Origin of the sequence: Bifidobacterium pullorum subsp. gallinarum (assembly GCF_000741215.1) — a bacterium.
GTDB lineage: Bacteria > Actinomycetota > Actinomycetes > Actinomycetales > Bifidobacteriaceae > Bifidobacterium > Bifidobacterium pullorum_B.
The window spans coordinates 84,880-109,828 of sequence record NZ_JGYX01000007.1 but is presented as its reverse complement, the minus strand read 5'-3'; the positions used below and the strand labels follow the sequence as shown (position 1 = coordinate 109,828).

The window sequence follows — 24,949 nt, the reverse complement described above, 5'->3', positions numbered from 1 at the left end:
TCTGAAATTAATCCTTGAGGTAGTGCGAACCCCCTATTCAAACACTTAAGAAGTCAATGACCTCATCAACGGCCTTGTCGCCATCCGCGCCGTTGATGCCGTGGTCCAGCCGCGGATACAGGCTGACCGCGCAGTTGGGCATCATCTCGCCATAGCGGCGCGAAGCCTTGGAATCCACGATGTCATCGGCAAGCCCGTGGATGGCCAACGCAGGCCCGGTGAATCGGGCCGTCGTCTCATAGATCGGCAACACCTGGGCGATGCGGAAGTAGTGACCGCCGACTTCGCCGGCACCGGGCACTTTGACGATGTCGGGGATGTGGTCGGGGTCATATGAGCGCCCCATGCAGGTACCGGCGAGCGCGTCGTCCTTGAGCGTGGCCGCGGGCGCCAGAAGCGCCAGCCGGTCGATGACGTCGTGGTAGAGTCCCGCGACCATGCCGGCCACCACGCCGCCTTGGGATTGGCCAAGCAGGCGGATGGCGGTCACGTCGGTGCGGGAGCGCACGTACCGGAGTACGGCGATGAGGTCTTCGATCTCGTTGAGCACGTCCATGTGGGAGAATTCGCCGTCGCTGCGCCCATGGCCGTTGAAGTCGAAGCGGAGCACGGCCACACCGCGGGCTACGAGACGCTCGGCAATCCTCTGATACAGGCTGCCTGGATAGGCGTCCATGCTGCCGCCGAATCCATGGCACAGGATCACGATGGGGCACAGCCGGTCATGGCCGGGGCATTCAAGCAGGGCGTGCAGGCGCAGCCCGTCGCGGGTGATGGACAATTCCATAGAAGGCCCTTTCGATGATGCCAAATACGAGTGGGGCCGCCAGTCTTGCTGCTCATCCACGAGCCGTACGACCAGTCGCCGGCCATGTACCGGGCGATGGAGGAGGCGCTGGAGCGCGGGCAGGTGCGCGCGATAGGCGTGTCGAACTTCAAGTCGCTGATGTACGAGAACCTGCTGCAGACCTGCGACGTGGTCCCGGCCGTCGACCAGGTGGAGGCGCACGTCTACCACGCGCAGCGCCCCCTGCAGCGGACGCTCGCCGCCTACGGCACAATGATGCAGGCGTGGGCGCCGTTCACCGAGGGACGCCGCCCGATCTTCCGGGAGCCGACGCTGCGCGACATCGCCGAGGGGCACGGGAAGACCGTGGCGCAGGTCGCCCTGCGCTATCTGATCCAGCTCGGCATCGGCGTGATCCCGAAGTCGTCCAAGCGCGGGCGGCTCCGCCAGAACATCAACGTGTTCGACTTCTCGCTGACCGACGCGGAGATGGACGCGATCTCCGCCCTCGACGAGGGCAGGTCGCTGTTCGGCTGGTACTGACGGGCGCCGTCGGCCGACGGAAGATGGAACGACGGCCGACGGACCAGGACGCCGGGAACGGACCGGGACGCCGGGGAACCGACGTCATCGGGAGTACAGCGGCGGCAGCGTGTCCGCCAGACGGATGGCGCCGTCGCGGACGAAGGCCCGGAAGTCCGCCGCGTACGGCGAGTCCGGGGCCGGCGTACCGTACGCCGTGGTGCCGACCGCGTCCGCGGAGTTGCGCCACGGCAGGCACCACAGCATGCGTCTGGCATCGTCGTTCGCGGTCAGGGCCGACAGCAGGTACCCGCTCCACGGCTCCGCCGACTCCGCCGCGAACGCGCCCGGAGACCCGATCTCGGTGGCGGCGGCGAGCTTGCCGTGCTCCGCGGCCAGACGGCCGACCAGCGTGAGGATGTCCGCCAGATCGGCGTGCCGGTCCCGCGGGGTAGCCGGCGGGTCGCCGCGGCCGAAATCCCAATAGTCGTCGACGCCCAGCACGTCGATGTAGCCGTCGCCCGGATAGCCGAACAGATAACCGTGCTCGCGCGACGCCGGGGTGGCCATGTCGATGCGGCTGCGGTCCGGCGCATAGGCGTACAGCACGTTGTGCACACCGCACTCGTCGCGCAGGTACCCGACGGTCATGCGCCACAATTCGGCGTACCGCCCCGCGCCCGTGTCGGTCGGGCGCAGCGGCGAGCCGACGCACCACCAGAACCAGTCGCCGGTGTGCTCGTGGTACGGACGGAACACGACCGGTATCGGTTCGCCGTGCTCGTCGGTCACCGACCCCAGGAACGCGGCCACGCGTCGCAGCCATCCCAGGAACTCGCCGTGCCGGTCGCCGCCGTGCAGCACCGCGGCGACCGACCCCGGTGCCGTGTTCTCCCCGTATCCGCCGCCGGTGACCGGGTTCACCGCATGCCAGCTGGCGGTCACGACCGCGCCCATGGCGTACGCGCGGCGCATCTCGCGGCGGATGTCGTCGAAGGGCACGCCGTCGATGTTGACGGACCATCCGAGTTCGATGCGGCCGAGGTCGAATCCCCATACGGCCGGGTACGCCCCGGCGACGGCCAGCACGTCGGAGTCGGCCGGGGAGCCGGAGCCGTCGCGCTCCCGCGCATGCGCGCTGAACGTGTCGTCCTGGTGTCCCAGCATCGTGAATTCGCCGGAGACCCGGTGCAGGGCGTCGAACAGCGCCCTCGCGCGAGGGGTGAGATCCGGGTCCACCGGATGGGAGGGGTTCGGAATCATGGCGCGCTCCTTCCGACCGTCGTCGTCTTTGCCGCACATCATAGCCGTGGCGTCGCCACGCCGTCCAGGGACGTCGTAATGCCGCCGCCCGGACGCCGGCGCGGCCTATTCCGCGGTGAACTCCAGGATCATCGCCTGCAGCGGCCACAGCGGCGGCAGCTGCAGGCCGATCTCGCCGAGCAGGCGTCCGGGGACGGTGAATCCTCCATGGCGCGCGGCGTCGAGCCAGCGGGGCGTGACCCATCCCCAGCGGGGTTCGCCGACCTCGGTGCGCAGGCGCACGCGGTAGCGCCGCGCGGGGGCGAGCCCGGTTATCCGCAGCCGCTCGGCCAGCGCGTCGCGCAGGGTGTCGACGGTGGCGACGGTCCAGACGGCATGCGTCCTTCCGGCGTCCGTCACGCCCCTGGCGCGCCAGGCCGGGTCGTGCAGGTCGGCGTGCGCGACGCGCCCCGTATGCAGCAGGCCGCGCAGCTCCTTGTACAGCGCCACGAACGCGGCGAGGCTCCGCAGCTCGTCGTCGTCGCAGTCGAGGATGTTCCATTCGAACCCCGAGCATCCGGTGAGCGAGACGGCCGCGCGATAGGACAGGTCGGTCGCGCGGCCGGTGGAATGCGCGGGCGACGGGCCGACGTGGGCGCCGATCATCTCCGGGGGCACGACCAGTTCGGTCCAGCGCTGGATGTCGATGCGGTCGCGCGGGTCGTTGGAGTCGGACCCCCAGACGCGGTCCGCGTGCATCAGCATGCCGGTGTCGGTGCGGGCGCCGCCCGACGCGCAGCTCTCGATCTCCAGACCGGGGAATTCGCCGCGCAGCTGGTCGAACAGATGGTAGCAGGCCTCGGTCTGCGCGTGCAGCCCGTACCGTCCGTCGTGCACCGGCTCGGTGACGTCGCGGTTGTGGTCCCATTTGATGTAGTCGATGCCGAGGTCCCGGATCAGCCCGGCCATCTGCCCGTGGACGTGTGCGTAGGCGTCCGGGTTGGCCAGGTCGAGCACGTACTGGTTGCGGTACGAGACGTCGCCGCGGCACGGCACCGCCTCGGGGGCGGCCAGGACCCAGTCGGGATGCTCCCGGTACAGGTCCGATTCGAGGTTGACCATCTCCGGTTCGAACCACAGTCCGAATTCCATGCCCAGGCCGTGCACGTGCCGGGCCAGTCCGTCGAGCCCGTTCGGCCAGACCGCGGGATCGACCGTCCAGTCCCCCAGTCCCTTGGAATCGTCGCGGCGCAGGTGGAACCATCCGTCGTCGAGCACGAACCGCTCCACGCCTATGGCGGCGGCGCGGTCGGCGAGCCGCATGAGCGTCGCCTCGTCGTGGTCGAAGTACACGGCCTCCCAGGTGTTGAGCGTGAACGGACGGGGCTTGGCGACCGGGTCCACGCGCCCGGGCATCGCGCGCACCCAATCGTGGAACCGAGCGGCCACTCCGTCGAGTCCACAATCGGAATACGCGAAGCAGACGTCGGGAGCCCGGTACGACTCCCCCGCCGCCAGCATGATCTCGCCGGGGCCGGGCAGTTCGCCGGCGCCAAGCAGCGGCTCATGTGCGGCGAGATTGTCGAGCCGGTAGGTCTGGTTGCCGCTCCACGCGAGGTGGCAGGCCCAGACCTCGCCCTCCGACCACCGCGGCGCGCCGTCGGAGAGGATGAACATCCACGGGGAGTCGTGGCCGGTCTTGCCGCGGCGGCAGTCGCGCGTGACCGAGCCGACGGGCATCGCGGCGGTCGCCGGCTGCTTCTCCAACGGCCAGCGTCCGGTGAACTGGGTGAGCGTGTCGACGCGTCGGGGAACGGGCAGGACCGCGTCGAGCCAGTCGACGGCGAGCGGTTCGGCGGCAGCGGCGTCGGTGTTGGTCAGGCGGCGGGAGACCGTGACGAGCCCTCCGGGCCGGACCGCCAGCGTCAGTTCGAGACGTATGCGGTTGACGGCGTCGGCGGCGACGATCTCGAGACGGTCGCCGACGACGATCCGGGACCGGGCGGCGTCCCCGCTCCCGACGGCGACGCCTTCGCCGTCGGCGCCGTCGAACACCCGTGCCCCGACCTGCGTCCACCGGGCGAACACCGGCGCTCCGCCGCGGTGCGCCTCGAGTCCGGGCCGTCCGGCCCACGCCTCGGCGCCCTGCGGCAGCAGCGACGGCCGCCAGGCCGCGTCGGGCCTGTTCGGCGGGGTGTCCTTGAGCGTCATCGCGTCCAGCGCCTCGAGAATCCCCTCGTCGCCCACGGCGCCGAGATCGCGACCCCAGTATTCGACCTGCGGCATCTCGTCGCCGGGAATCTTCACTATGATGCGGACGCCGTCGCGTCCGAGGACGGCGTGCGCTCCGTTGTCGAACATCAGTACTTCCTCCGTAAAATCAACAACATAAGCAATAAACAAATCGACAATACAAATGCATCGGCCTCGAATAGAACGGGCACTATTCGTTCGAAATCACCGACGGCGCTGCGGTCGAACCTCTGATTTCCAATTCGTAGGGCGATTCCGAAGTATTTTCCACATGTTCTCCAGCAATCAATTTGAGTAATAACGACGCCACGCGATTGCCGAGGCGGGGAATATCTCGCCACAGGGCGGTTAGAGGAGGCGTAACCGCTGTACAAGCGAAAGAATCGTCCCACGAAACTATCGATAAATCATTCGGTACTGACATATCGCGGCTGTTGGCTACGCGCAGTCCCGCAATCGCCATACTGTCACTATCGTAGACGATTGCCGTCGGCCGTTCAGGGAAAGTCAGCAATCTGATGGTACAGTCACCCCCCTCTTCCGGGGAGTAATCCGCGTGCAGACAGTCATAGTACATGCCCATCGCCGATGTCTCTTCGGCAAACGCGCGATCCCTGATAAAAGTATGTCCCAAACGTTCAGGGCCAGCGACACGTGCGATATGCCGATGTCCCAATTCATGGAGATAATCGACAATCAATCGAGCCCCGGCAGCGTCATCCGTATACATAGTCGGTAGACCTCCGGCTAAGGACGGCGCTCCCAGTACCAGCGCAGGAATCTCAGGATGCTTGCGATACAGTTCGATACGGGAATCACCGATTTCCACGTCATGAATCAGAACGCCGTCCACGCTACCGGAAGCAATCCACTCACGATGCGCGTCAAGAGCTCGATTACGATCCGAAGCGAACCTAAGCAATAACGAATATCCGTTCTTCTCAAGCTCAGTCCCCAAGCCGCCCAACAACTCCATGGTATAAGAATCAACAGCCATGGTCTCAGGCTTCGACGCAAACACGATTCCGATAGATTTTGTACTGGCATCAGACAACGCTTTCGCCGCACTGTTCGGCAGCCAGCCCATTTCTTCCGCGACCCGCAGCACTTTATTTCGCGTTGCGTCAGAAACCCCCGGTTTATCGTTCAAAGCATATGAAACCGCACTGTTGGACACGCCCGCTGCCTTTGCGACGTCTGAAATGGTCACTTTCGTCCTTGCAAGTACCATGTGCACTTCCTTTTTACCAATGAAAAACGATGACGCCCGAGCGTTCTAGTCTCACCCTAACACGAGTGGACATCACGCCGGGCGCCATCCTTTTGCACGGCTGAATCCAAAAAAAGATTCAACACTTAAGATCGTTGGCGGAGCGCATCACGTTCGGCGCGGCGAAGGCCGACGGGTCGGCGTCGGGGCCGCACGTCACGCGCCAGGTCACCGATTCGCCGGGCAGCAGCGTGACCATGCCGCCGTCGACCGTCGCGCACGGATCGACCTTGTCGACCATGCAGAACACGTCGCGGGCGTAGGCGCGGGCCGTCACCGTCAGCTCGCAGCCGCCGTCGACGGCCACGGCCTCCACCGAGACCGGATCGGCGGCGAGGTCCTGGTCGATCACCTCGGCCGGGTTGTACACCGCGCGGGCGAATCCGGCCTGCGGATCGGACGGGGTGGCGACGATGATCTCGTCGGCCGGGTCCCCGAACGCCGACACCTCCGCCGGCAGCGGGACGTCGCGATGGCCGTTCGCCTCCAGCCCGACATCGAACGTCGCCGACGCAAGGACCTCGCCGGACAGCCTGCGGCGCTCCACCATCCATACGGTCGACACCGGCTCCAGCGTGTCGTTGAGCACGGCCAGCGCCAGATGGTCGTACCCGGCCACCTTCACGCCCTCCCAATCCATGTCCTCCCGGGCCCTGTCGGAGACGCGCGGCTGGATCGTGGCCAGCCTCGGCGCGAAGAAGCCGCGCGAGGCGTACCACAGCGGCTTGCGGTGGCCGTCGTAGTCGACGGCCGCCCAGGAGACGACGGGCCAGTCGTCGTTGAGCTGCCAGATCAGCGCGCCGGCGTTGACGGGCTCGATCGACCGCATGTACTCGACGCCGAAGCGCAGCGCCTGCGCCTGCTGCAGCTGGCACGCCCAGTGCCAGTCCTCGACGTCGTCCCAGGCGTCGGTCGGGATCAGCCAGCTGCGGACGCCGTCGGCGTCGTAGCCGACGTCGTTGATGTCGCCGGGCGTCAGATGCGAGCGCATGCCGCGGGCGAGCTTGATGTTGCCGCCCGAGGCCTTCTGATGGACCAGCATCTGCGCGCCGAACGGGTCGAGCGGCTCGTCGTGCACGACGCGGACGAGCGTGCTCCATGCGGGCGGCGCCTGGTAGCCGAACTCGTCGGCGAACCGCGGGCGGTATTCGGCGTACTTGCGGTAGTCCACGCGGTTCCACACGTCCCAGATGTGCATCGTGCCGTCGGTGTCGAGGTTCGCGGCGGTGTAGGGCGTGAAGCTCATCGGGGAGCTTTCGATGTACGCGCGGGTCGGGTCGAGCTCGGCGAGCAGCGCGGGGAACACCTCGCGGTAGTACGCCTCGCCCCACGGCCTCTGCCCGTAGCCGTACTCCCCCGCCGGCAGGTCGTCCGCCCGGACGGCCTGCTTGTTGCCGCCCCATTCGGCGTGGGCCACGTAGTTCTCGTTCGACCCGTTCCACACCACCAGGCTCGGGTGGCAGGCCAGACGGCTGATGTGCTCGCGCGCCTCGGCCTCGATCTCCGCCTTGGTGAACGCGTCCTCGTGGTAGGCGGCGCAGGCGAGCATGAAGTCCTGCCAGACCATCACGCCGCGTTCGTCGCACAGGTCGTAGAACACGTCGTCCTCGTAGATGCCACCGCCCCAGACGCGCACCATGTTCGAGTTCGACTCGACTAGGTCGCGCACGCCGCGCTCGTAGTCGGCGCGTCCCACGCGGGAGATGTAGGCGTCGTCGGGGATCCAGTTGTAGCCGCGGGCGTGCACGGGCGCGCCGTTGATATGGATCCGGAACGGACGGCCCTCGTCGTCGGCGGACGTGTCGACGTGCACGGTGCGGAAGCCGACGCGGCCGGACCATGCGGCCTGCGGCTCCGCGGCGGGGGCGACGGGCGTCCCGTCGGCGTCCGCCGTGACCGATGCAGCCACGTCCACGTCGTACAGCGGATGGTCGCCGTAGCCGAGCGGCCACCACAGCTCGGCGTCGGGCACGTCGAGCGTGACCCTGCCGCGGGACGCGCCGGGGCCGATGACGGTCTCGCCGCGGACCTCGGCGCCATGGCCGCGCACGACGGCTGTGACGGTCACGGCGGTCCGCCGGAGGGCGTCGCCCACGTTCATCACGCGGCCCGAGCCCTCGCGTTCGATCTCGACCTCGACGTCGAGCACGCCGTCGCCGTGGCGGTCGACGTCGACGAGCGGACGGACGGCGGACAGGCGCACGCCGGACCATGATTCGATGCCGATCGGACGCCAGATGCCGGCGTTGGCCACGTCGATGCCCCAGTCCCAGCCGAAGCTATAGGAAGGCTTGCGCAGCTGGTTGAACGCGTGGTGCTCGGTGTGCGGCAGGTAGCCGAGCTCCTGTTCGCGCCGGTCGGATTCGCGCACCGGCGAGGCGAACACGACCTCAAGCGTGTTCTCGCCGTCGCGCAGCAGCCCACGCACGTCCCAGCGATGGGTGCGGTGGAAGTTCTCCGCATGGCCGACCGGACGGCCGTTGAGGCGCAGGTCGGCGACGGTGTCCAGGCCGCCAGCCACCAGGTCGTGGCGTGTCTCGCCGTCGTCGTGCCATGCGAAGGAGCATTCGAACCGCCAGTCGATGTCACCGATCCACTGCTGGCGGGTCTCGTTGTCGCCGTCGAACGGGTCGTCGATCAGGCCGGCGCGCAGCAGGTCAAGCGCGGCCTCGCCGGGCACGGTGGCCGGGATGCCGGCCGCCAGACGGTCGCGCAGCTCGGAGGGCGCGACCTCGGGGTTGAGCGCGGTGAGCGTCCAGCCTGCGGTCAGCTCCATGAATGAGGTGTTGCATGTTCCCATGACAGATATATTCCTTTGCTAAGGCATGGTAAATGATGGCCGGCGGCGGTCATGCGACCGCCGCCGGTTCGACGTTCAGCCGATCCTCTTGAGTTCCTTGAGCCTGCGCTCCGGGTCGGGGGCCGCGCCGATCAGAGTCTTGGTGTACTCGTGCTGCGGATGCAGGATGATGTCGTCGGCCGGACCGTGTTCCACGATCTCGCCTTTGCGCATCACCATGATCTCGTCGGAGAAATACCGGGCCGTCGCCATGTCATGCGTGATGTACAGGATGCCGAGGTTCTCGTCGCGCTGCAGCTGCGCGATAAGGTTCAGCACGCCCAGTCGGATCGACACGTCAAGCGCAGACACCGGTTCGTCCGCGATTAGGATGCTCGGTTCCGGGGCCAGCGCACGGGCGATGGCCACACGCTGGCGCTGGCCTCCGGACAGCTCGCCGGGCAGGCGCGAGGCGAACTCCTCACCGGGCGAAAGACGCACACGGTCCAGCAGATCGACGACGCGCTTGTGGATCTCCTCCTTGCTCAGGTCCGGATGGTGGATCTTGAGCGGACGCGCGATATGATGCTCGACCGTATGATACGGGTTCAACGATGCGTACGGATCCTGGAAGACCATCTGCACGTTCTTGTTGAACCACTGGCGTTCCTCACGACTATGGCCGATCGGCTTGCCGTCGATGAGGATGGCGCCCTTGGTGGGCTTCTCCAATCCGAGCAGCATCTTGGCGATGGTGGATTTGCCGGATCCCGACTGTCCCACCAAGCCGACCGTCTTGCCGGATTCGAGGGAGAAACTCACATGGTTGACCGCGAACAGCGTCGAGGTCTTCAACCCGTTGCGCAGGGTGTATTCCTTCACCACGTCCTTCATCTGCATGGTGGTCATCGCGACACCTCCGTGGACTCGGACACGACGTTGCCCTGACGGATGAAATCGCCACGGTCGCCGGTCAACGACGGGAAGCTGGACAGCAGCTTGGCTGTGTATTCATTCTGGGGATTGGTGTACAGCGACATGGCGTCATTCATCTCGAGAATCTGGCCATGCCGCATCACCGCGATCCGGTCGGAGATCTCCAGCAGCAGCGGCAGATCGTGGGTGATGAAGATCACGGCGAAGCCGAAATCGTTCTTCAGACGGGTGATTTCGCGTAGAATCTCGCGCTGCACCACCACGTCCAACGCGGTCGTCGGCTCGTCCATGATCATCACCTGCGGATCGAGCGCCATGGCCATGGCAATCATCACGCGCTGGCGCATACCACCGGACAGCTCATGCGGATAGGCGTTCAGGCGGTCGCGGGGCACGCCCACGCGCTCCAGCAGTTCGCCGCATTTATCGAGCCGGGCTTTCCTGTCCATCTCGGGACGGTGGGTGACGAAGACGTCGCCCAACTGGTCCTTGATCTTCTTGACGGGGTTGAGCGAGTTCATCGCCCCCTGGAAGACCATCGAAATCTTCTCCCACCGGAACGCGCGCAGGTCCTTGCCTTCAAGGGCGCGCACGTCGATGGGATAGCCTTCGCGGGAATTGAACACCACGCGGCCGGACGTGATGACGGCCGGGGGCTTGAGCAGGCGGTTGATGCCGTAGGCCAGCGTCGATTTGCCGCATCCCGACTCGCCCGCCAGACCAAGGACCTCTCCACGGCCCAGTTTGAGCGAGACATGGTTGACGGCCTTGACGGTTTCCTCCGCACGGTATTCCACGCAGAAATCGTCGACTTCGAGCACCGGGTTCTGCTCGTACTGCGGAACTGCGGCGTTCATGGCATGTTCGGTCATGATTTCCGTTCCTCCTAGCTTGGGCGCGCTGGCCGCGGTACCGAACTGCTTGTCCGACTTCGCCTTGCCGGCCTTCTCCTCAAGCTTCCACCGCTTGAGTTCCGACTTGGTGGCCGCCTTCAGCTTCGGGTTGATGATCTCGTCGACCGAGAAGTTGATCAACGCGAGGGCGGCGCCGAACAGGGCCAGGCAAAGGCCCGGCGGGATAAACCACCACCATGCGCCCTGCTTGAGCGCCAGGCCGTTCTGCGCGTAGTACAGCATCGTGCCCCAGGTCAGCGAATCGGTCGCGCCCAAGCCGAGGAACGCCAGACCGGCCTCACCCAGGATCGCGGAGATGATCGCCTGCATGATCTGGGAGGCGAGGATCGGCAGCAGGTTCGGCAGGATCTCGACCGCCAGGATGCGCCACGGCTTCTCACCGGCCACACGCGAAGCCAGCACGTAGTCACGGCTGCGCACCGAAAGCGTGTAGCTGCGCAGCACTCGCGCCGAACCGGCCCACGACGTGATGGCCAGCACCACGGCGACCAACCATACGCTCTTGTACGGCAGGTAGCTGGAGATGATGATGACCAGCGGCAGGCCCGGGATGACGAGCATGACGTTCGAGAACAGGGAGAACAGGTCATCGGCCAGGCCGCCGATGTACGCGCCGACGATGCCGAAGAAGCTCGACAGCACCACGGCGAGCAGGCCGACGATGACGCCCACGATCAGGGAGCCGCGGCAGGCCGTGGCGAGCTGGGCGAGCACATCCTCGCCGGTTCGCGTGGTGCCGAGCCAATGCTGCGCGCTCGGGGCCTCCAGCAGATGGTCGCTGATGCCGCGCGGATCGGGCAGCAGGAACGGACCGATGACGGCGAACAGCACGATGACGGTCACGATGGTCAGACCGACGGCCAGTTTCGGCGTCATCTTCGGAATCATGGAATCCGCGGCGCGCTTTCTTTTCGCTTTCGCACCCATATTCGATGCACCTTTCGTATTCGTTGCCATGGTCGTCACCCCTGCACCCTGGTTCGGGGATCGATGAATCCATAGAGCAGATCCATGATCAGGTTGGCTCCGAGCACGGAGATTGTGATGATCAGGAAGATGCCCTGCATCAGGGCGTAGTCATTTGACTGCACGGCGGTAAGCAGAGCCGAGCCGATGCCCGGATACGAAAACACGGTTTCGGTGACCAGCGAACCGGAGACCACGAAGCCCAGCGAGATGGCGAAGCCGGAAATCGAGGGCAGCACGGCGTTGCGTGCCGCATAGGAACGCATGATCTTCATCGGGGACAGACCTTTGGCCTCGGCGACGAGGATGTAGTCCTCCGACAGCGTGGAAACCATCATGTTGCGCATGCCGAGCATCCATCCTCCCAGGGAGGACAGCACGATGGTGACCGCGGGCAGGATGCCGTAGTAGATGACCGAGGAGATGAACTCCCAGGTCAGCCCGGGTGTGGTCGTGTAGACGTCGTATCCGCCGAACAGCGGGAAGATGCCCGCCTTCAGCGAGAGGAAGTACAGCAGGATCAGGCCGAGCCAGAAGTACGGAATCGACTGGAACAGCGTGAGCACGGGGATGATGTTGTCAATCACCGAACCGCGCTTCCATCCTGCGAAGGCGCCGAGCACGATGCCCAACGCGAACGCGATGATGGTGGCGAGTCCCACCAGGCCCACCGTCCACGGCAGGGTATTGCCGATGACCTCCGACACCTTGGTCGGATAGTAGGCCACGGAAACACCCAGATCGCCCTTGAAGATCGAGACGAAATAGTTGATGTACTGCTTCCACATCGGTTCTGAGGAATCCGCTCCGAGCAGCAGCTCAAGGGCGTGACGGGTCTCGGGGGTGACCGGGCCGTGCTGGGACAGCTTGGATATCAGCTGGTCGACTGGGTTGCCCGGCATCAGACGGGGCAAAAAGAAATTCAGCGTCATGGCACCCCATAGGGCCACGACATAGAATCCGAGTTTGCGTAGTATGAATTTCATTGACCGAACTCCGTTTCGGAGATTCCGGGCCTGTCCGCTCATCCGCGAACGGACGGACCCGGAACATCATTGTTTTCTGAGAGGGGTCGAACTACCGTTCGATCATTGCTTGGGCTCGATGGTCTGCAGGATGATGCCGTTATCCCAAGCTCGCCAGGTGATTGGCAGGGCGTACATGTCATCCTCCGTCGGCCATCCCGTGTACTTGGTCTGGTTGTACTCATTCAGGCAGGTGTTCAGATAGATCGTGATATACGGCATGTCCTTGGCGAGCTCAGCTTCAACGATGCCGTACTGCTTGATCTTCTCGGCCTCGTCGTTGGTCGAGGCGGCCGCGGCCACGGCCTCGTCCACGACGGGATTCGAGTAGCGGGACAGATTCACGCCACCGGTTTCGCCGACCTTGGCGGCGTTCTCGCTGATGAACTTGTTGTAGATAAAGTACGGGTCCGTGGACGAGCCCGCGCCGAGCGAATCGAGCGACAGCTGGAACTGGCCGGTCTGCTCGTTGTTGTTCCATTCGTTCCACGAAAGCAGCGTGGGCTTGAGCTCGATACCGACCTCCTTGAAGGTCTGCTGCAGCGTGTTATTGATGGTGATGTAGTCGGAGTAGCCGGATACGGTCTGGATTGTCATCGACAGACGTTCGCCGTCCTTGACGCGGATGCCATCGTCGCCCATCGTCCAGCCGGCTTCGTCGAGAATCTCGTTGGCCTTATCGATGTCGCTGCCCTCCGGGGTCGTGCGCAGGGACTCGTCGGGAATCCACTTCTCGTCGCGGTCCGGCACCAGCATGGTCGGAGAGCCGATCTTGCCCGTGCCATCAGCAGCAAGCTTGTTGAGCTGTGTGCGGTCCATCGCGTAATACATGGCCTGGCGCACAGCCGGGTCAGTCTGGGGACCTACGCAGCCGGCATCGCCGTTGGCGCAGGTGATGATCGCGGTGGTCATGTACGGCGTATTGGTGTAGCTGATGTCCGGGTTGTCCTTCAGCAGGTTGTCGAGACCCGGGATGAACGAGGACATCCAGTCGATCTGCCCGCCGATCAGGGCGCTGGCAGCGCCGTCGGCATCGTTCAGCGACAGGAACCTGGCGCCTTCGATCTTGGGCTTGCCGTTCCAATAATCGGCATTAGCGGTGAGCGTGTACGCCTGGGATGTAAAGTTATCGAGCTTGAACGGGCCGGTGCCGATCGGGTCCTCGTTGGTGTAGGCGGACGGGTCCTCGACTTTGCTCCACAGATGCTCCGGAACGATGGCGGAGTTGCCCAGGATCTGGGATTCCTGCAAGTAGGAGTTAGGGGCGTTAAAAGTGATTACCGCATGGGTGTCATCGGTGGCCTCGGCGGACTTGATCGGCGTGCCGCTGGTGTTCAGCGCCGGATTGTCGACAATCAACTGGAAAGTGTATGCCACGTCCTTTGCGGTGAATGGTTCGCCATCCTGCCACTTGACGCCTTCGCGGGTGGTGACGGTCAGCTGGCTGCCATCCTCGTTCCATTCCCAACTTTCGCCCAGCATCGGCTTGGGATCGGCGCCGGTGTAGATGTTGTAGTAGAACAACGGCTCATAAATCAAACCCAGCGTCGGCTGTAGCGCGGTAGGCGAAAACGGATTGAAGTTTTCGGTGATGGTACCGGTCGCGCCGTTGAAGACGTTGATGATGGAGGAATCTCCACCGCCAGCGTTCTGCCCACCGTTTTTGCCGCAAGCGGCCAACGGCAGCATCATGGAAACCGCAGCCGCGGCACATACCGCGATTTTGGCGATTCGACGGATGCCATGTTGTGTGGTCATCTCAACTCCTTTGTTGCATTGTCGTTCCGGCATACGCCAGAAATGACAGTACTGTTTATTTACCGGTTCAGTTACAAAGCGATGATTTTGCTCTCTTCTCTGAGTGCTGAATCTCGGCAAGAAAAAGATTAACACCATTGATCAGGTCACGCAAATCTTGAAATTTCAACTTTTTTTGCTTTTCCCACACTGCTTTCACAGCCATCTGACACAACCTTGGAATTTCAACTGTTTTACTTAACCGATTACGTAATTTGTAGCGGTGATTTTCTTCTTCAGGACATGTCCATCGGCGTGTCGCATCTGTGGGAGGACTACCTCGCCTTCCAGACATATGACTATGTCAGACCGCTGATTTATCGCTGATTTGTCACGATTTCGAACTTGTCGAGAAAAACGAGCAGACCTTGTCCCACAGCACCATCGTCGTAGAGCAAATGTGAGACAGTTTAGTGAACCGATACATTTATGTGTGAGCCTCTATGATGACCTCCGATGAATCATCCGACGGAATGGCGACCATGGGCGGCCAGAGACATCATCCGGCCGCCCATGAAGCCCGTCACAGGCCGCGGTTCGCAATCACCCCGCGGTACCACCGGAAGCTGTCCTTCGGGGTGCGTTCGAGTGTCTCGTAATCCATATACACGATGCCGAAGCGCTTCGCGTAGCCGAACGCCCATTCGAAGTTGTCCAGCAGGGACCATACGAAATAGCCCCGCATCGGGACGCCCTCGGTCATGGCACGGGACACCGCCTCCAGATGCCGCCGGACGTATTCGATGCGCTCTGCGTCATGGACGGCCTTCGTCCCGTCCGCTTCCACGACCAGCTCGTCCCTGCAGGCCATGCCGTTCTCGGTCACCACCATCGGAAGGCGGTACTGGTCGTAGGTGCGCACCAGCAGGTCGTGCAGCCCGTCCGGATCGATGTTCCACCCCATGTCGGTGTGGGGACCTTCGGTCGGCAGCCAGTCGACATCGCTCGCCCCCGGAGCGGTGGACGCGGTGGCCGACTGCGGGAACTGCGGGCGGCCGCTCATGGCCACGCGGTTGGTGCTGTAATAGTTGATGCCGAGCACATCAATCGGCTGGTGGATCTGTTCGAGATCCCCGTCCTGGACGAACGACCAGTCGCAGATGCCGCGGGTGACAGCGAACAGCTCCTCCGGGTAGTAGCCGCGCAGCATGGGGTCGAGGAACGCGCGGTTGGCGATCAGGTCCAGGCGATGCATGGCGTCCGCATCGCCCCGATTCATCTGCAGGTTCAGCGTGACCGACAGTTCGGGCCCGTCGCCGGCCTCGCCGCGGATAGTCTGCGTCATCAGGCCATGCGCGAGATTGAGGTGGTGCACGGCCGCGAACGCCTTCGGACCTCCGCCAAGCCCCGGCGCGTGCTCGGTTCCACCGTAGCTCAGATAGGAGGAGCACCAGGGTTCGTTCAGCGTGGTGTAGGTGTGCACGCGGTCACCGAGCCGGTGCGCCACCACACCCGCATATTCGGCCACCCGATAGGCGGTGTCGCGATTCAACCAGCCGCCCTGGTCGCCGAGATACTGCGGCAGGTCCCAGTGGTACAGCGTCACGATCGGCTTGATGCCACGGGCAAGCAGTCCGTCGACGATCCTCTCGTAGAAGTCAAGGCCTTTGGGGTTCGGCGCCCCGCCTTCGACCGGCATCACCCGCGGCATGGCCACGGAGAATCGGTAGGCGTCCACGCCGAGATCGGCCAGAAGGTCGAGATCCTCCTCCCACCGATGATAGGAGTCGCAGGCCACATCGCCGGTGTCCCCACCCAACGTGTGACCGGTGTGGCTGAATGTGTCCCAGATGGAAGGACAACGCCCGTCCTCGTTGGCGGCGCCTTCTATCTGATAGGACGCCGTCGCCGTGCCGAACAGGAAGTCATCGGGAAACGATGCGGTCATAAGAGCTCCTTTGCTGATGTCATATGGTTGCGACGGCACCAACCATCGTCCGGTACCGGCTTCGAATGCCTGGTGCCCTCCGCGAACCGATGATGCGGTTGTCAACACGAATATTAATCGATTCAGTTTATGTTGTCCACTTGGATCACTCTTCCATCCGCAACATGCCACATGCCCCACGACCACGCACCCACATGTCGCCTTCACATGCAGACTCGCCGTAAACCGCACAATATCGCCGCACTTTACAGTCTTCGAGACAACCTTCATTCACCGACACCGCCTCATGCCTCCCATGGGAAACATCCGCCACACGGCGGGCCGACGACCGCACTGTCATATGATATGACTTAATCGATTCATTTCAGTGATTCCGCAATGACGCATCGCGCGCGCCCGCGGAACCCGAAGGAGAGGGCCAGCCATGCTCATCCCGCCGAACCATCCGGCCATCCGCACCATGGGCCGCATCGACGACGCCGACCCCTCGCGCCCGATATGGGTGTTCCCCTACACGCAGGCGAGATTCCGGTGCACGGGTACGTCCGTCGGCATGCGTCTGGTCAACCGCCGGGACTACGGTGACAGCACCATCGGCGCCGTCATCGACGGCGTGCAGGTCAGGGCGCGCATCCCCGTCGACGACGAGCCTGTCATCGTGCCGTTCGCCGACCACCTGCCCGACATCGAGCACGACGTCATCGTGTTCAAGCGGCAGGACGGCGAACATCATCTCGAGATCCTCGGCTTCATCGTCGACGACGGCGCGGCCGTGGCATCGCCGTCCGCACCGGAACCGATGCGGCGCATCGAGGTGTACGGCGACTCGGTATCCTGCGGCGAGCGCAACGAAGCCCTGTTGTACACCGGCCAGGCGGATCCGGACGTCGATCTCAGTCCGTACAGCAACGCGTGGTTCTCCTACGCCGCCATCGCCGCCCGACGGCTGAACGCGCAGCTGCACGACGTCGCGCAGGGCGGCGCGGCACTGCTCGACGGCATCGGATGGTTCAACGGTCCTGATTACACCGGCATGGAAAGCATTTGGGACCGCATCGAGTACAATCCGCGGCTCGGGGCGTCCAGGTCCTGGGATTTCTCGCGATACACGCCGCATGTGGTCGTCGTCGCGTTGGGACAGAACGACGCGCACCCGACCGATTTCATGGCCGACGACTACGACGGCGAGCAGGCGCGCCACTGGCGGGAGCGGTACGGCGATTTCGTGCATGCGCTGCGTGGCCGATATCCGGACGCCCTCATCGTGCTGGCCACCACGGTGCTCAACCACGACGCGGCCTGGGACCGGGCCATCGGCGAGGTGTGCGCCGGCATCGCCGACCCGAAGGTCGTGCATTTCCTCTATACACGTAACGGTTCGGCGACCCCGGGTCATCCGCGCGTCGCCGAACACCGCGAGATGGCCGACGAACTCGCCACCTTCCTCGAAGGGTTCGGCGAGCGAATCTGGCGCTGACCGGCGAGCGATGGAGTGCGGCGTACCGAGCCGCATCGCGACGACCAACGCATCGCAACGACCATGACAAGGAGGCCAATGATGAGCACAGCAGCGGCGACGGGACCAGCACCGGGATCGGCGTCCAACCGTCCCACATCCGACGCCACGGAGTCGGCCCGTCGTACCACACGTCAATCGTTCCGCGTCGCGGCCGTCTTCTCCGACGGCATGGTGCTGCAGCGCGACCGGCCGGTCGTCGTATTCGGCACCGGTATACCCGACACCGGAATCACGGTCGGCATCGACGGGAAACGGGCCGAGACGACGATCGGAGCCGACGGCGCATGGGCGGTCACGCTGCCCGCCATGCCCGCCGGCGGGCCGCACACGCTGCAGGTGGCGGACAGCGAGGAACGAATCGCATACCGCGACGTCCTCGTCGGTGAGGTCTGGCTGGCCAGCGGGCAAAGCAACATGGAACTCGAGCTGCGCAACAGCCTGCGACCGGCCGACGCCATCGCCGGCAGCCGCGACCCGCTGCTGCGCTTCTACAACACCCCGAAAACCGGCGAGCTGGACGCCGCCGCCGAGAACGTCTCATGCTGGCGGTCCGCCGCCCCCGACACGGTCGGCACGGTGTCGGCGGTCGCCTACTACGCCGCCCGGCGTCTGCGCGACGAGCTGGGAGACGTACCCGTCGGCGTCATCGACTGCTATGTGGGCGGCACCTCGGTCACCTGCTGGATGAGCGGGGAGAACCTGTCTCGGTCCGAGGCCGGCCGCGGATACCTCGACCGCTACCATGCGCAGATCGCCGGCAAGTCCGACACCGAGTGCCGCGCCATGTTCGCGGATTGGCAGGCGCGGTCCGACGCATGGAACGCCGCCGTCGCGTCGGCCCGCGCCGCCGATCCCGACATCACGCAGGCCGCCATCGACAAGCGGCTCGGTCCGTGCCCGTGGCCGCCGCCGATGACCCCGTTCTCGCAGTTCCGTCCCACCGGACCGTTCATGGCGATGCTGCGCCGCGTCGCACCGTTCGTCGTCCGCGGATGCCTGTGGTACCAAGGCGAGGAAGACGAGGCGTACTGCGACGACTACCGCCACCTGCTCGGCGACATGATCGCGGAATGGCGCAGACTGTGGTCGGACGGCGCACTGCCATTCCTGATTGTGCAGCTGCCGCGCTGGAGCGACCGCGCCGCGGACGAATCGGGGGTGCCGCCGAACCACTGGCCGCAGATCCGCGCGGCGCAGCGGAACGCGGCGGACACGATTCCGGACGTCTATCTGGTGCCGATCATCGACTGCGGCGAATACGACAACATCCACCCGCTCGACAAACGGACGGTCGGCGAGCGCCTCGCCGCCGTCGCGCTGCGCCGGGTATACGGACGCGAGGGGATGGCAACAGACGGCCCGGTCCTCGATTCGGTCGAGCCCCGGGAAGACGGCTCGCTCGTCATCCGCCTAAGCCATGCGGAAGGACTGCACTTCGGCCATTACAACGGCGACGAACTCGGCACCGACATCGCCGCGCCGCTCGGCGAGCCGACCGGAGACCCGCTGTATCGCAACGCGGACGGCTCCGGCTTCGAGCTGTCGTGCGGCGACGGCCGTTGGACGCCGGCCGCCGCGCGCATCGACGGCTCGCAGGTGCAGGTGGACGCGTCCGGCGTTCCCGCCCCGAAGTTGGTGCGCTACGCTTGGAAGCCGTGGGGACCGGCGCCGCTGTTCAACGACGTAGCCGGCGTACGGCTCCCTGCGGAACCGTTTTGCCGGCCTGTGGACGCCCGCGACGCCGTGCACGAAGGCCTGTAGCGGGTATGCCCCCCGACGGGGAGATTCGGTAAGGAGCAGACATGACGAGGTTCATCCGGCCTGATGAATACGGCAGGTTCGCCTGGGGCAATGGCGTGGTCACGCTGACGTTCGGCGCCTACAGCAATAGTCCGGTGCGGCTGCTGGGACTGTCGGGGCGCGGGATGCGGAAGAGCGGTCCGACGCAGCGGCGCGCCCGCCCGATCGTCGAGCTGCTCGACCCGTCAAGCGGGACGAACGACAACCGGTTGCCGTTGACGGAGACCGTGGCCGGCAGATGCCTGCGGTTCGTCTCCGCGCGCGTCGACGAACCGGAGGCCGCCGGCGACGGGGCTCCGGGCGCCGGCGGGGCTGTCCTGGACGGTGCCGGGACCGCGCGGCCATGGTGCCTTCATCGTCTGGAGATCGTCCAGTTCGCGTCGTTCGACGACCTGCGTCCGACAGGCCGCACGGACGACGAGACGCCGGAGCCGCTGACGGCCGCGGAGACGCCGGACCGTCCGGTCCCGGCGCGCGGCCCCGGCATCACCGTGACCACGGTGTTCGAGGCCTTCCCCGGGCTGTCCGCGGTGCGCACGTACACGCGGGTCGAGTCCGACCGGCCGCACGTCATCGAGGCGGTGTCGTCGCTCAGCCTCACGCTGCCGATGGACGCGAACGACGGCGACGCCGGGCATACGCGGCTGTTGTGGGCCGACTCGGCATGGGCCGTCGAGAACGACTGGCACGCCGCGCCGTTGCGCGACACCGCATTGCGGGACCGCAACTTCGACATCAACCCCGGCATGTCCAGCTCGCGCGTGGCGCAACAGTCCCCCTCCACCTGGAGCACCGGACGGCATCAGCCCGACGGCGTGCTCGAGGTGTCCTCCGCGTCCACGGGCGTGCCGGCGTTCAGCGTGATGTGGCAGATCGAGCACAACGGCCCCTGGGAGTGGGAGGTCGGCGAGGACGGCCCCGGGCTGCACGTCGTCTGCTTCGGCCCGGAGAACGAGGACCACCAGTGGTTCACGGACCTCCGCGACGGCCCGTTCGTCAGCGTGCCGGTCTCCTTCTCCATCGCGGCGGGCGACTGGCAGCGGGCGGTGACCGAGATGACGCTGCAGCGCCGGGCGCTGCGCCGCGCGAAGGCGGCGGAGCTGGGAAGAACGACGCAGCTCGAACGCACGCGGTCGCTGATCGTCTACAACGACTACATGAACACGCTGTTCGGCGACCCGCGGCTCGAGACCGAGCTGCCGCTGATCAAGGGCGCGGCGAAGGCAGGAGCGGACGTCTTCTGCATCGACGCCGGCTGGTACGACAGCACCGACGGCGGATGGTGGGACATGGTCGGCGAATGGCAGCCCTCGACGAACCGCTTCGGTAAGGCCGGCCTCGCCGGTCTGGCCCGCGCCGTACGGAACCACGGCATGGGACTGGGGCTGTGGCTGGAGCCCGAGGTGATCGGCGTCAGGTCGCCGCTGGCGTCGTCGCTGCCGGACGACGCGTTCATCCGTCGCCACGGCGAACGGGTCTGCGACTCCGGCCGCTTCCTGCTCGATTTCCGTTCGCAGTCGGCCCGCGACCACGTCACCGGGACCGTCGACCGGCTGATCGACGAGTTCGGCGTCGCGTTCTTCAAATTCGACTACAACACCGTGCCCGGCGTCGGCGCCGACGACGGGACGGGCTCCGCGGGCGCGGGGCTGCTCGGCCACTGCCGGGCGTACCTCGACTGGCTGGATGACCTGCGGCGCCGCCATCCGGACGTGATGATCGAGAACTGCGCGTCGGGCGCGATGCGCGCCGATTACGCGCAGCTGTCCCGTCTCGACCTGCAGTCGACCTCCGACCAGTGCGACCCCGTGGTCTATGCGGCCATCGCCGCCGGCGCCGGCATGACGATCCTGCCGGAACAGCAGGGCAACTGGGGGTACGCCCAGCCGGAGATGGACGACGAGACCGCCGTGTTCACGCTGGCCTCGGGCATCCTCGGACGGCTGTATCTGTCGGGGTTCATCGACCGGATGGACGACGCGCGGCTGGCGCTCGTCCGTGACGCGGTCGCGTTGCACCGCACGGTGCTGGACGGACAGCGGACGCAGGACCTGGTGCCGTGGTGGCCCGCCGGGCTGCCCCGCTTCACCGACGACTGGCTGACCGTCGGCCTGAGGCCGGGACCGTTGACCGGGGCAGGGTTCGGACGGGACGGACGAACCGGGCAGACCGACCAGACCGGATGGACAGGCGATGGCCCCTTGTCTGTGGATGCTCTGCCGTCATACCGTTCGTATCCACCTGCAGGACACGACTCCATGTCCGTGGATGCCTCTCATGGATCGTACGGGTACATCACGGTTTGGCGTCGTGGCGGCGCCGCGTCGATGGACATCCCGCTACCGGACGAGCTACAGCTGGAACAGGTTTTCCCCAACCCGACGGTTCCCAGTCACGCACCGTCGGCCCGTCCGTGGACCATCGACCATAAGGACGGCATCGCACGGCTGACAGTCGCCGACGCCGCATCGCCGGCGGCTCGCGTGTTCCGCGTCGTCTCGAGGTCCGCCGATATGAGCTTCGCCAATCCGGGCTCCACCGTCTCAAGCTCCGTCAACGCGGACTCCGCCTTCCAAACCTCCGTCGTCCCGTCCACCGCAGCCAATCCGGAAACCACGCCCGACGCGCTCGACCCCGAGAAGCGCGCGAAGGTCGAGCGCTATCGCGAGCTCAACCGCACGGTCGAGCCGGGCGGCGTCGTGTGCGCCGGATCGTCGCTGATGGAGTTCTTCCCGGTCGAGCGGATGGTCGCCGAGGCGGGGCTGGACATCAACCTGCACAACCGTGGCGTCGCGGGCTTCGTGGCCGACGAGCTGCTGTCGTGCCTTGACGAATGCGTACTGGCGCTGCGGCCGTCCCGGCTGATCATCAACATCGGCACGAACGACCTCAACGACCCGGCGACCACGAACGACGTGCTCGTCGCCCGCTACGACCGCATCCTCGTGGCGGTCGAACGCGCGTTGCCGGGCATCGACGTCACGATGCTGGCGTATTACCCGGTCAATCCCGACGTGGCCGTCGACGAGGGCATCCGCCAGTGCCTCGCCGCGCGCACCAACGAACGGCTCTGCTCGGCGAACGGGGCGGTACGCGCGCTGGCGGCGAGGCACGGCGCCCGGTTCGTCGACCTCAACGCGCCGCTGCTGGACGACCGCGGCCGGCTGCGCGCCGAATATACCATGGAGGGCATGCACCTCAACGAGGCCGGCTACCGCGCGATCCTCCCCGCCTTCCTTGACCTGCTGCGCGGATGAGCGCCGCCCTCGTCACGTAACGGCCAGTTCGTGTTCGACGGCACGGCGCAGGAACGCGGAACGGGTGATGCCGGCGTGTCTGGCCGCCGCGTCCACCCGCGCGAGGACGGACGGCTGAATCTTGAACGTCAACGTCACCAGCTCCTCATCGCTCAGCGGCGGCCGTCCGACGACGATGTCGCCGCGGGTCCCGTGGTAGCGGCCACGCTCCGCGTCGTCCGCCCACTGGTCGAGCATCGCGTCGGTGACCGCATGCCCGTCTTCCGTCACAATCGCCATGATCCGCCCCTTTCTCATATCAGCCCCAGCTCGCGTAGGGCTTTGCGTTGCGCGGTCATGGCATGGTAGACGTGCCACGTCCCTCTGCCCGCGTCGATGATCGCCAGCATCTCCAGCAGACGACCGTCCGGTGCGACGCCGACGGCGAGGTACTGCGTGGGTTCGGCCTTCCCATCTCTGCGCATGGAACGCACGATATGGGACCATGCGTACCGCACGTCATCCTCGGTGACGTCGGGATGGCGCCGATGCACCCGCTCATCGACCCGGATCGGACGCATCGGGTTATCCGACATGACCGCATCCGCCTTTTCGTATTACTTTATTGTAATACGAAATATGAGGTCCCCGCATTCGTTCGCACCGTGCATATCATCCCCCGATCGAACCGTCCGCCGATGTTGTCACGACGATACGGGAGGGGAAACCAACCGTGCAAGTTCCGCCGGGCATTGTGGTCGAAGGCCACCGGTTATCCACAATGCCGGAACGCCATGCGCCGCCACGTCACGACGATGCAGGCGGAAACGCGCCCGGCTCATGGCGGCGAACCGACGGATCACCGGGCGTGGACGTGGCCGGTCGAACGCGGACACGGACAGTCGAACGCATGACGACGCGACGAACCACATCCGTATTAGCCATGCCCAAAAACCGTATGGAGACGTTTCGCCACGAACGGCCGCAGCCGCGTCAGGCGGTCAGGAAGCGGACGGCCTCGGCGACGGCGGCATCATGGTCGACACCCTCGATGCCGTGATTGAGCTGAGGGTAGAGACGGACCGTACAGTCGGGCAGGGCCGCGCCGTAGCGGCGGGACGCCTCCGGATCGACGATCTCGTCGGCCAGCCCGTGGACCGTGAGCGCCGGCCCGGCGAATCGCGCGGAGACCTCGTAAATCGGCAGCGTCTGGGCGATGCGGAAGTAATGGCCGCCGACCACGTGCGCGCCGCCGTCGATGGCCACCGCATCCGGGATATGCGCGGCGTCGTAGCGCACGCCCATGCAGGTGCCGGCGATCGCATCGTCCTTCAGCGTGGCGGCCGGGGCCATCAGCGCCAGACGCCCGATCACGTCGTGATACAGCCCGGCCATCATGCCGGCGACCACGCCGCCCTGCGAGTGGCCGAGCAGACGGACGTCCCCCACCCAGTCAAGCGACCGCACGTAGGTCAGAACGGCGATGGCGTCCTCAATCTCGTTGAGCACGTCCATCCGGCCGAAGTCGCCGTCGCTGCAGCCGTGGCCGTTGAAGTCGAAGCGGATTGCGGCGACGCCGGAGGCGACCAGCCGTTCGGCGATCTCCTGGAACAGCGTGCCGGGACGGTCGCCCATGTCGCCGGTGAACCCATGCAGCATGACGACCGCCGGGCAGGGTGCATCGCCCTCGGGACGGTCGATGACCCCGCGCAGGTGCAGTCCGTCGCGAATCACTTCGAATTCCACAATGCCTCCTTGAATCCATGAGCCCGTTGACGGGCATGTCTTCCAGCCTAATGGCACGGCGTCGAGCCGGCGTCGGCCGCGTCATGTCCGAGACGACCCACAGTGGCCGCGACGCACCAACAGCAGCCGCCATGTCCGCGACACGCCCGCCACGACCGCAAGGTTCGGGGGATGGTCCGCGGAGAATGGCGGAAAACCAAGGTTCCCCGCAAACCATCCCCCGAACTCCGCGGACACCTCGGGCGTGTCGTCGTAGACCCACGCGACAC

Annotated in this window: 18 protein-coding genes and 1 pseudogene; 5 read left to right on the top strand and 14 right to left on the bottom strand. The window is 65.5% G+C overall.

The features are described from left to right. Positions 1 to 37 precede the first annotated feature (37 nt). The gene (locus BIGA_RS08325) at positions 38 to 787 is read right to left on the bottom strand and encodes an alpha/beta hydrolase (protein ID WP_033507286.1); all 750 of its coding nucleotides are present in this window, start codon (positions 785 to 787) and stop codon (positions 38 to 40) included. Positions 788 to 817: 30 nt separating this feature from the next. Between BIGA_RS08325 and BIGA_RS08320 the strand changes: the two genes are divergently transcribed. Further along, positions 818 to 1,330: an aldo/keto reductase gene (locus tag BIGA_RS08320; RefSeq protein WP_152596021.1), complete on the top strand. Its 513-nt coding sequence runs from the start codon at positions 818 to 820 to the stop codon at positions 1,328 to 1,330. 84 nt (positions 1,331 to 1,414) lie between these two features. Here the strand turns inward: BIGA_RS08320 and BIGA_RS08315 are convergent, their stop codons facing one another. The 10 genes from BIGA_RS08315 to BIGA_RS08275 all read right to left on the bottom strand — a co-directional run bounded on the left by BIGA_RS08315 (position 1,415) and on the right by BIGA_RS08275 (position 16,379). Next, entirely contained in the window at positions 1,415 to 2,572 is a 1,158-nt protein-coding gene (locus BIGA_RS08315; RefSeq protein ID WP_033507284.1) for a glycoside hydrolase family 26 protein, read from the bottom strand. A gap of 105 nt (positions 2,573 to 2,677) precedes the next feature. Continuing rightward, positions 2,678 to 4,912, bottom strand: coding sequence for an alpha-galactosidase (locus tag BIGA_RS08310; RefSeq protein WP_034259926.1), 2,235 nt, complete (start codon positions 4,910 to 4,912; stop codon positions 2,678 to 2,680). Positions 4,913 to 4,994: 82 nt separating this feature from the next. After that, entirely contained in the window at positions 4,995 to 6,035 is a 1,041-nt protein-coding gene (locus tag BIGA_RS08305; RefSeq protein WP_033506836.1) for a LacI family DNA-binding transcriptional regulator, read from the bottom strand. A 118-nt stretch (positions 6,036 to 6,153) separates the two neighbouring features. Beyond that, positions 6,154 to 8,874 (bottom strand): glycoside hydrolase family 2 protein, encoded by a 2,721-nt coding sequence (locus tag BIGA_RS08300; protein ID WP_033506838.1) that lies wholly within the window; start codon positions 8,872 to 8,874, stop codon positions 6,154 to 6,156. A gap of 75 nt (positions 8,875 to 8,949) precedes the next feature. Next, on the bottom strand, positions 8,950 to 9,762 hold the full coding sequence (locus tag BIGA_RS08295) for an ABC transporter ATP-binding protein (protein ID WP_033506840.1): 813 nt from the start codon (positions 9,760 to 9,762) through the stop codon (positions 8,950 to 8,952). Next, entirely contained in the window at positions 9,759 to 11,579 is a 1,821-nt protein-coding gene (locus BIGA_RS09950) for a dipeptide/oligopeptide/nickel ABC transporter permease/ATP-binding protein (protein WP_237744094.1), read from the bottom strand. Before BIGA_RS09950 ends, BIGA_RS08295 begins: the two co-directional genes overlap by 4 nt. Before the next feature lie 86 nt (positions 11,580 to 11,665). Further along, positions 11,666 to 12,655 carry an ABC transporter permease gene (locus BIGA_RS08285; RefSeq protein WP_033506844.1) on the bottom strand — a complete coding sequence of 330 codons (990 nt, stop codon included), beginning with the start codon at positions 12,653 to 12,655 and terminating at the stop codon, positions 11,666 to 11,668. Positions 12,656 to 12,757: 102 nt separating this feature from the next. Then, the gene (locus tag BIGA_RS08280; protein WP_033506846.1) at positions 12,758 to 14,452 is read right to left on the bottom strand and encodes an ABC transporter substrate-binding protein; all 1,695 of its coding nucleotides are present in this window, start codon (positions 14,450 to 14,452) and stop codon (positions 12,758 to 12,760) included. A gap of 67 nt (positions 14,453 to 14,519) precedes the next feature. Beyond that, positions 14,520 to 14,657, bottom strand: a complete 138-nt coding sequence (locus tag BIGA_RS09570) for a hypothetical protein (protein WP_156098676.1) — start codon at positions 14,655 to 14,657, stop codon at positions 14,520 to 14,522. Between the two features lie 357 nt (positions 14,658 to 15,014). Continuing rightward, the gene (locus BIGA_RS08275; RefSeq protein WP_033506848.1) at positions 15,015 to 16,379 is read right to left on the bottom strand and encodes a GH1 family beta-glucosidase; all 1,365 of its coding nucleotides are present in this window, start codon (positions 16,377 to 16,379) and stop codon (positions 15,015 to 15,017) included. A gap of 424 nt (positions 16,380 to 16,803) precedes the next feature. Here BIGA_RS08275 and BIGA_RS08270 point away from each other — a divergent pair, with 424 nt between their 5' ends. The 4 genes and pseudogenes from BIGA_RS08270 (at position 16,804) to BIGA_RS10180 (ending at position 22,955) form a co-directional block, all read left to right on the top strand. Then, positions 16,804 to 17,856 (top strand): SGNH/GDSL hydrolase family protein, encoded by a 1,053-nt coding sequence (locus BIGA_RS08270; protein WP_033506850.1) that lies wholly within the window; start codon positions 16,804 to 16,806, stop codon positions 17,854 to 17,856. A gap of 78 nt (positions 17,857 to 17,934) precedes the next feature. After that, positions 17,935 to 19,659 carry a sialate O-acetylesterase gene (locus BIGA_RS08265; RefSeq protein ID WP_051917200.1) on the top strand — a complete coding sequence of 575 codons (1,725 nt, stop codon included), beginning with the start codon at positions 17,935 to 17,937 and terminating at the stop codon, positions 19,657 to 19,659. A 41-nt stretch (positions 19,660 to 19,700) separates the two neighbouring features. Then, positions 19,701 to 22,193, top strand: a pseudogene (locus BIGA_RS08260) (glycoside hydrolase family 36 protein); the annotation flags it as partial. 18 nt (positions 22,194 to 22,211) lie between these two features. Further along, positions 22,212 to 22,955, top strand: coding sequence for an SGNH/GDSL hydrolase family protein (locus tag BIGA_RS10180; protein ID WP_394295750.1), 744 nt, complete (start codon positions 22,212 to 22,214; stop codon positions 22,953 to 22,955). A gap of 12 nt (positions 22,956 to 22,967) precedes the next feature. On the opposite strand, the gene BIGA_RS09640 is transcribed toward BIGA_RS10180, so the two are convergent. The 3 genes from BIGA_RS09640 to BIGA_RS08245 all read right to left on the bottom strand — a co-directional run bounded on the left by BIGA_RS09640 (position 22,968) and on the right by BIGA_RS08245 (position 24,680). Then, the gene (locus BIGA_RS09640) at positions 22,968 to 23,234 is read right to left on the bottom strand and encodes a ribbon-helix-helix domain-containing protein (RefSeq protein WP_033506852.1); all 267 of its coding nucleotides are present in this window, start codon (positions 23,232 to 23,234) and stop codon (positions 22,968 to 22,970) included. A 14-nt stretch (positions 23,235 to 23,248) separates the two neighbouring features. Further along, positions 23,249 to 23,530, bottom strand: coding sequence for a hypothetical protein (locus BIGA_RS09635; RefSeq protein ID WP_051917199.1), 282 nt, complete (start codon positions 23,528 to 23,530; stop codon positions 23,249 to 23,251). Between the two features lie 397 nt (positions 23,531 to 23,927). Then, the gene (locus tag BIGA_RS08245; protein ID WP_237744093.1) at positions 23,928 to 24,680 is read right to left on the bottom strand and encodes an alpha/beta hydrolase family protein; all 753 of its coding nucleotides are present in this window, start codon (positions 24,678 to 24,680) and stop codon (positions 23,928 to 23,930) included. Between the last annotated feature and the right edge of the window lie 269 nt (positions 24,681 to 24,949).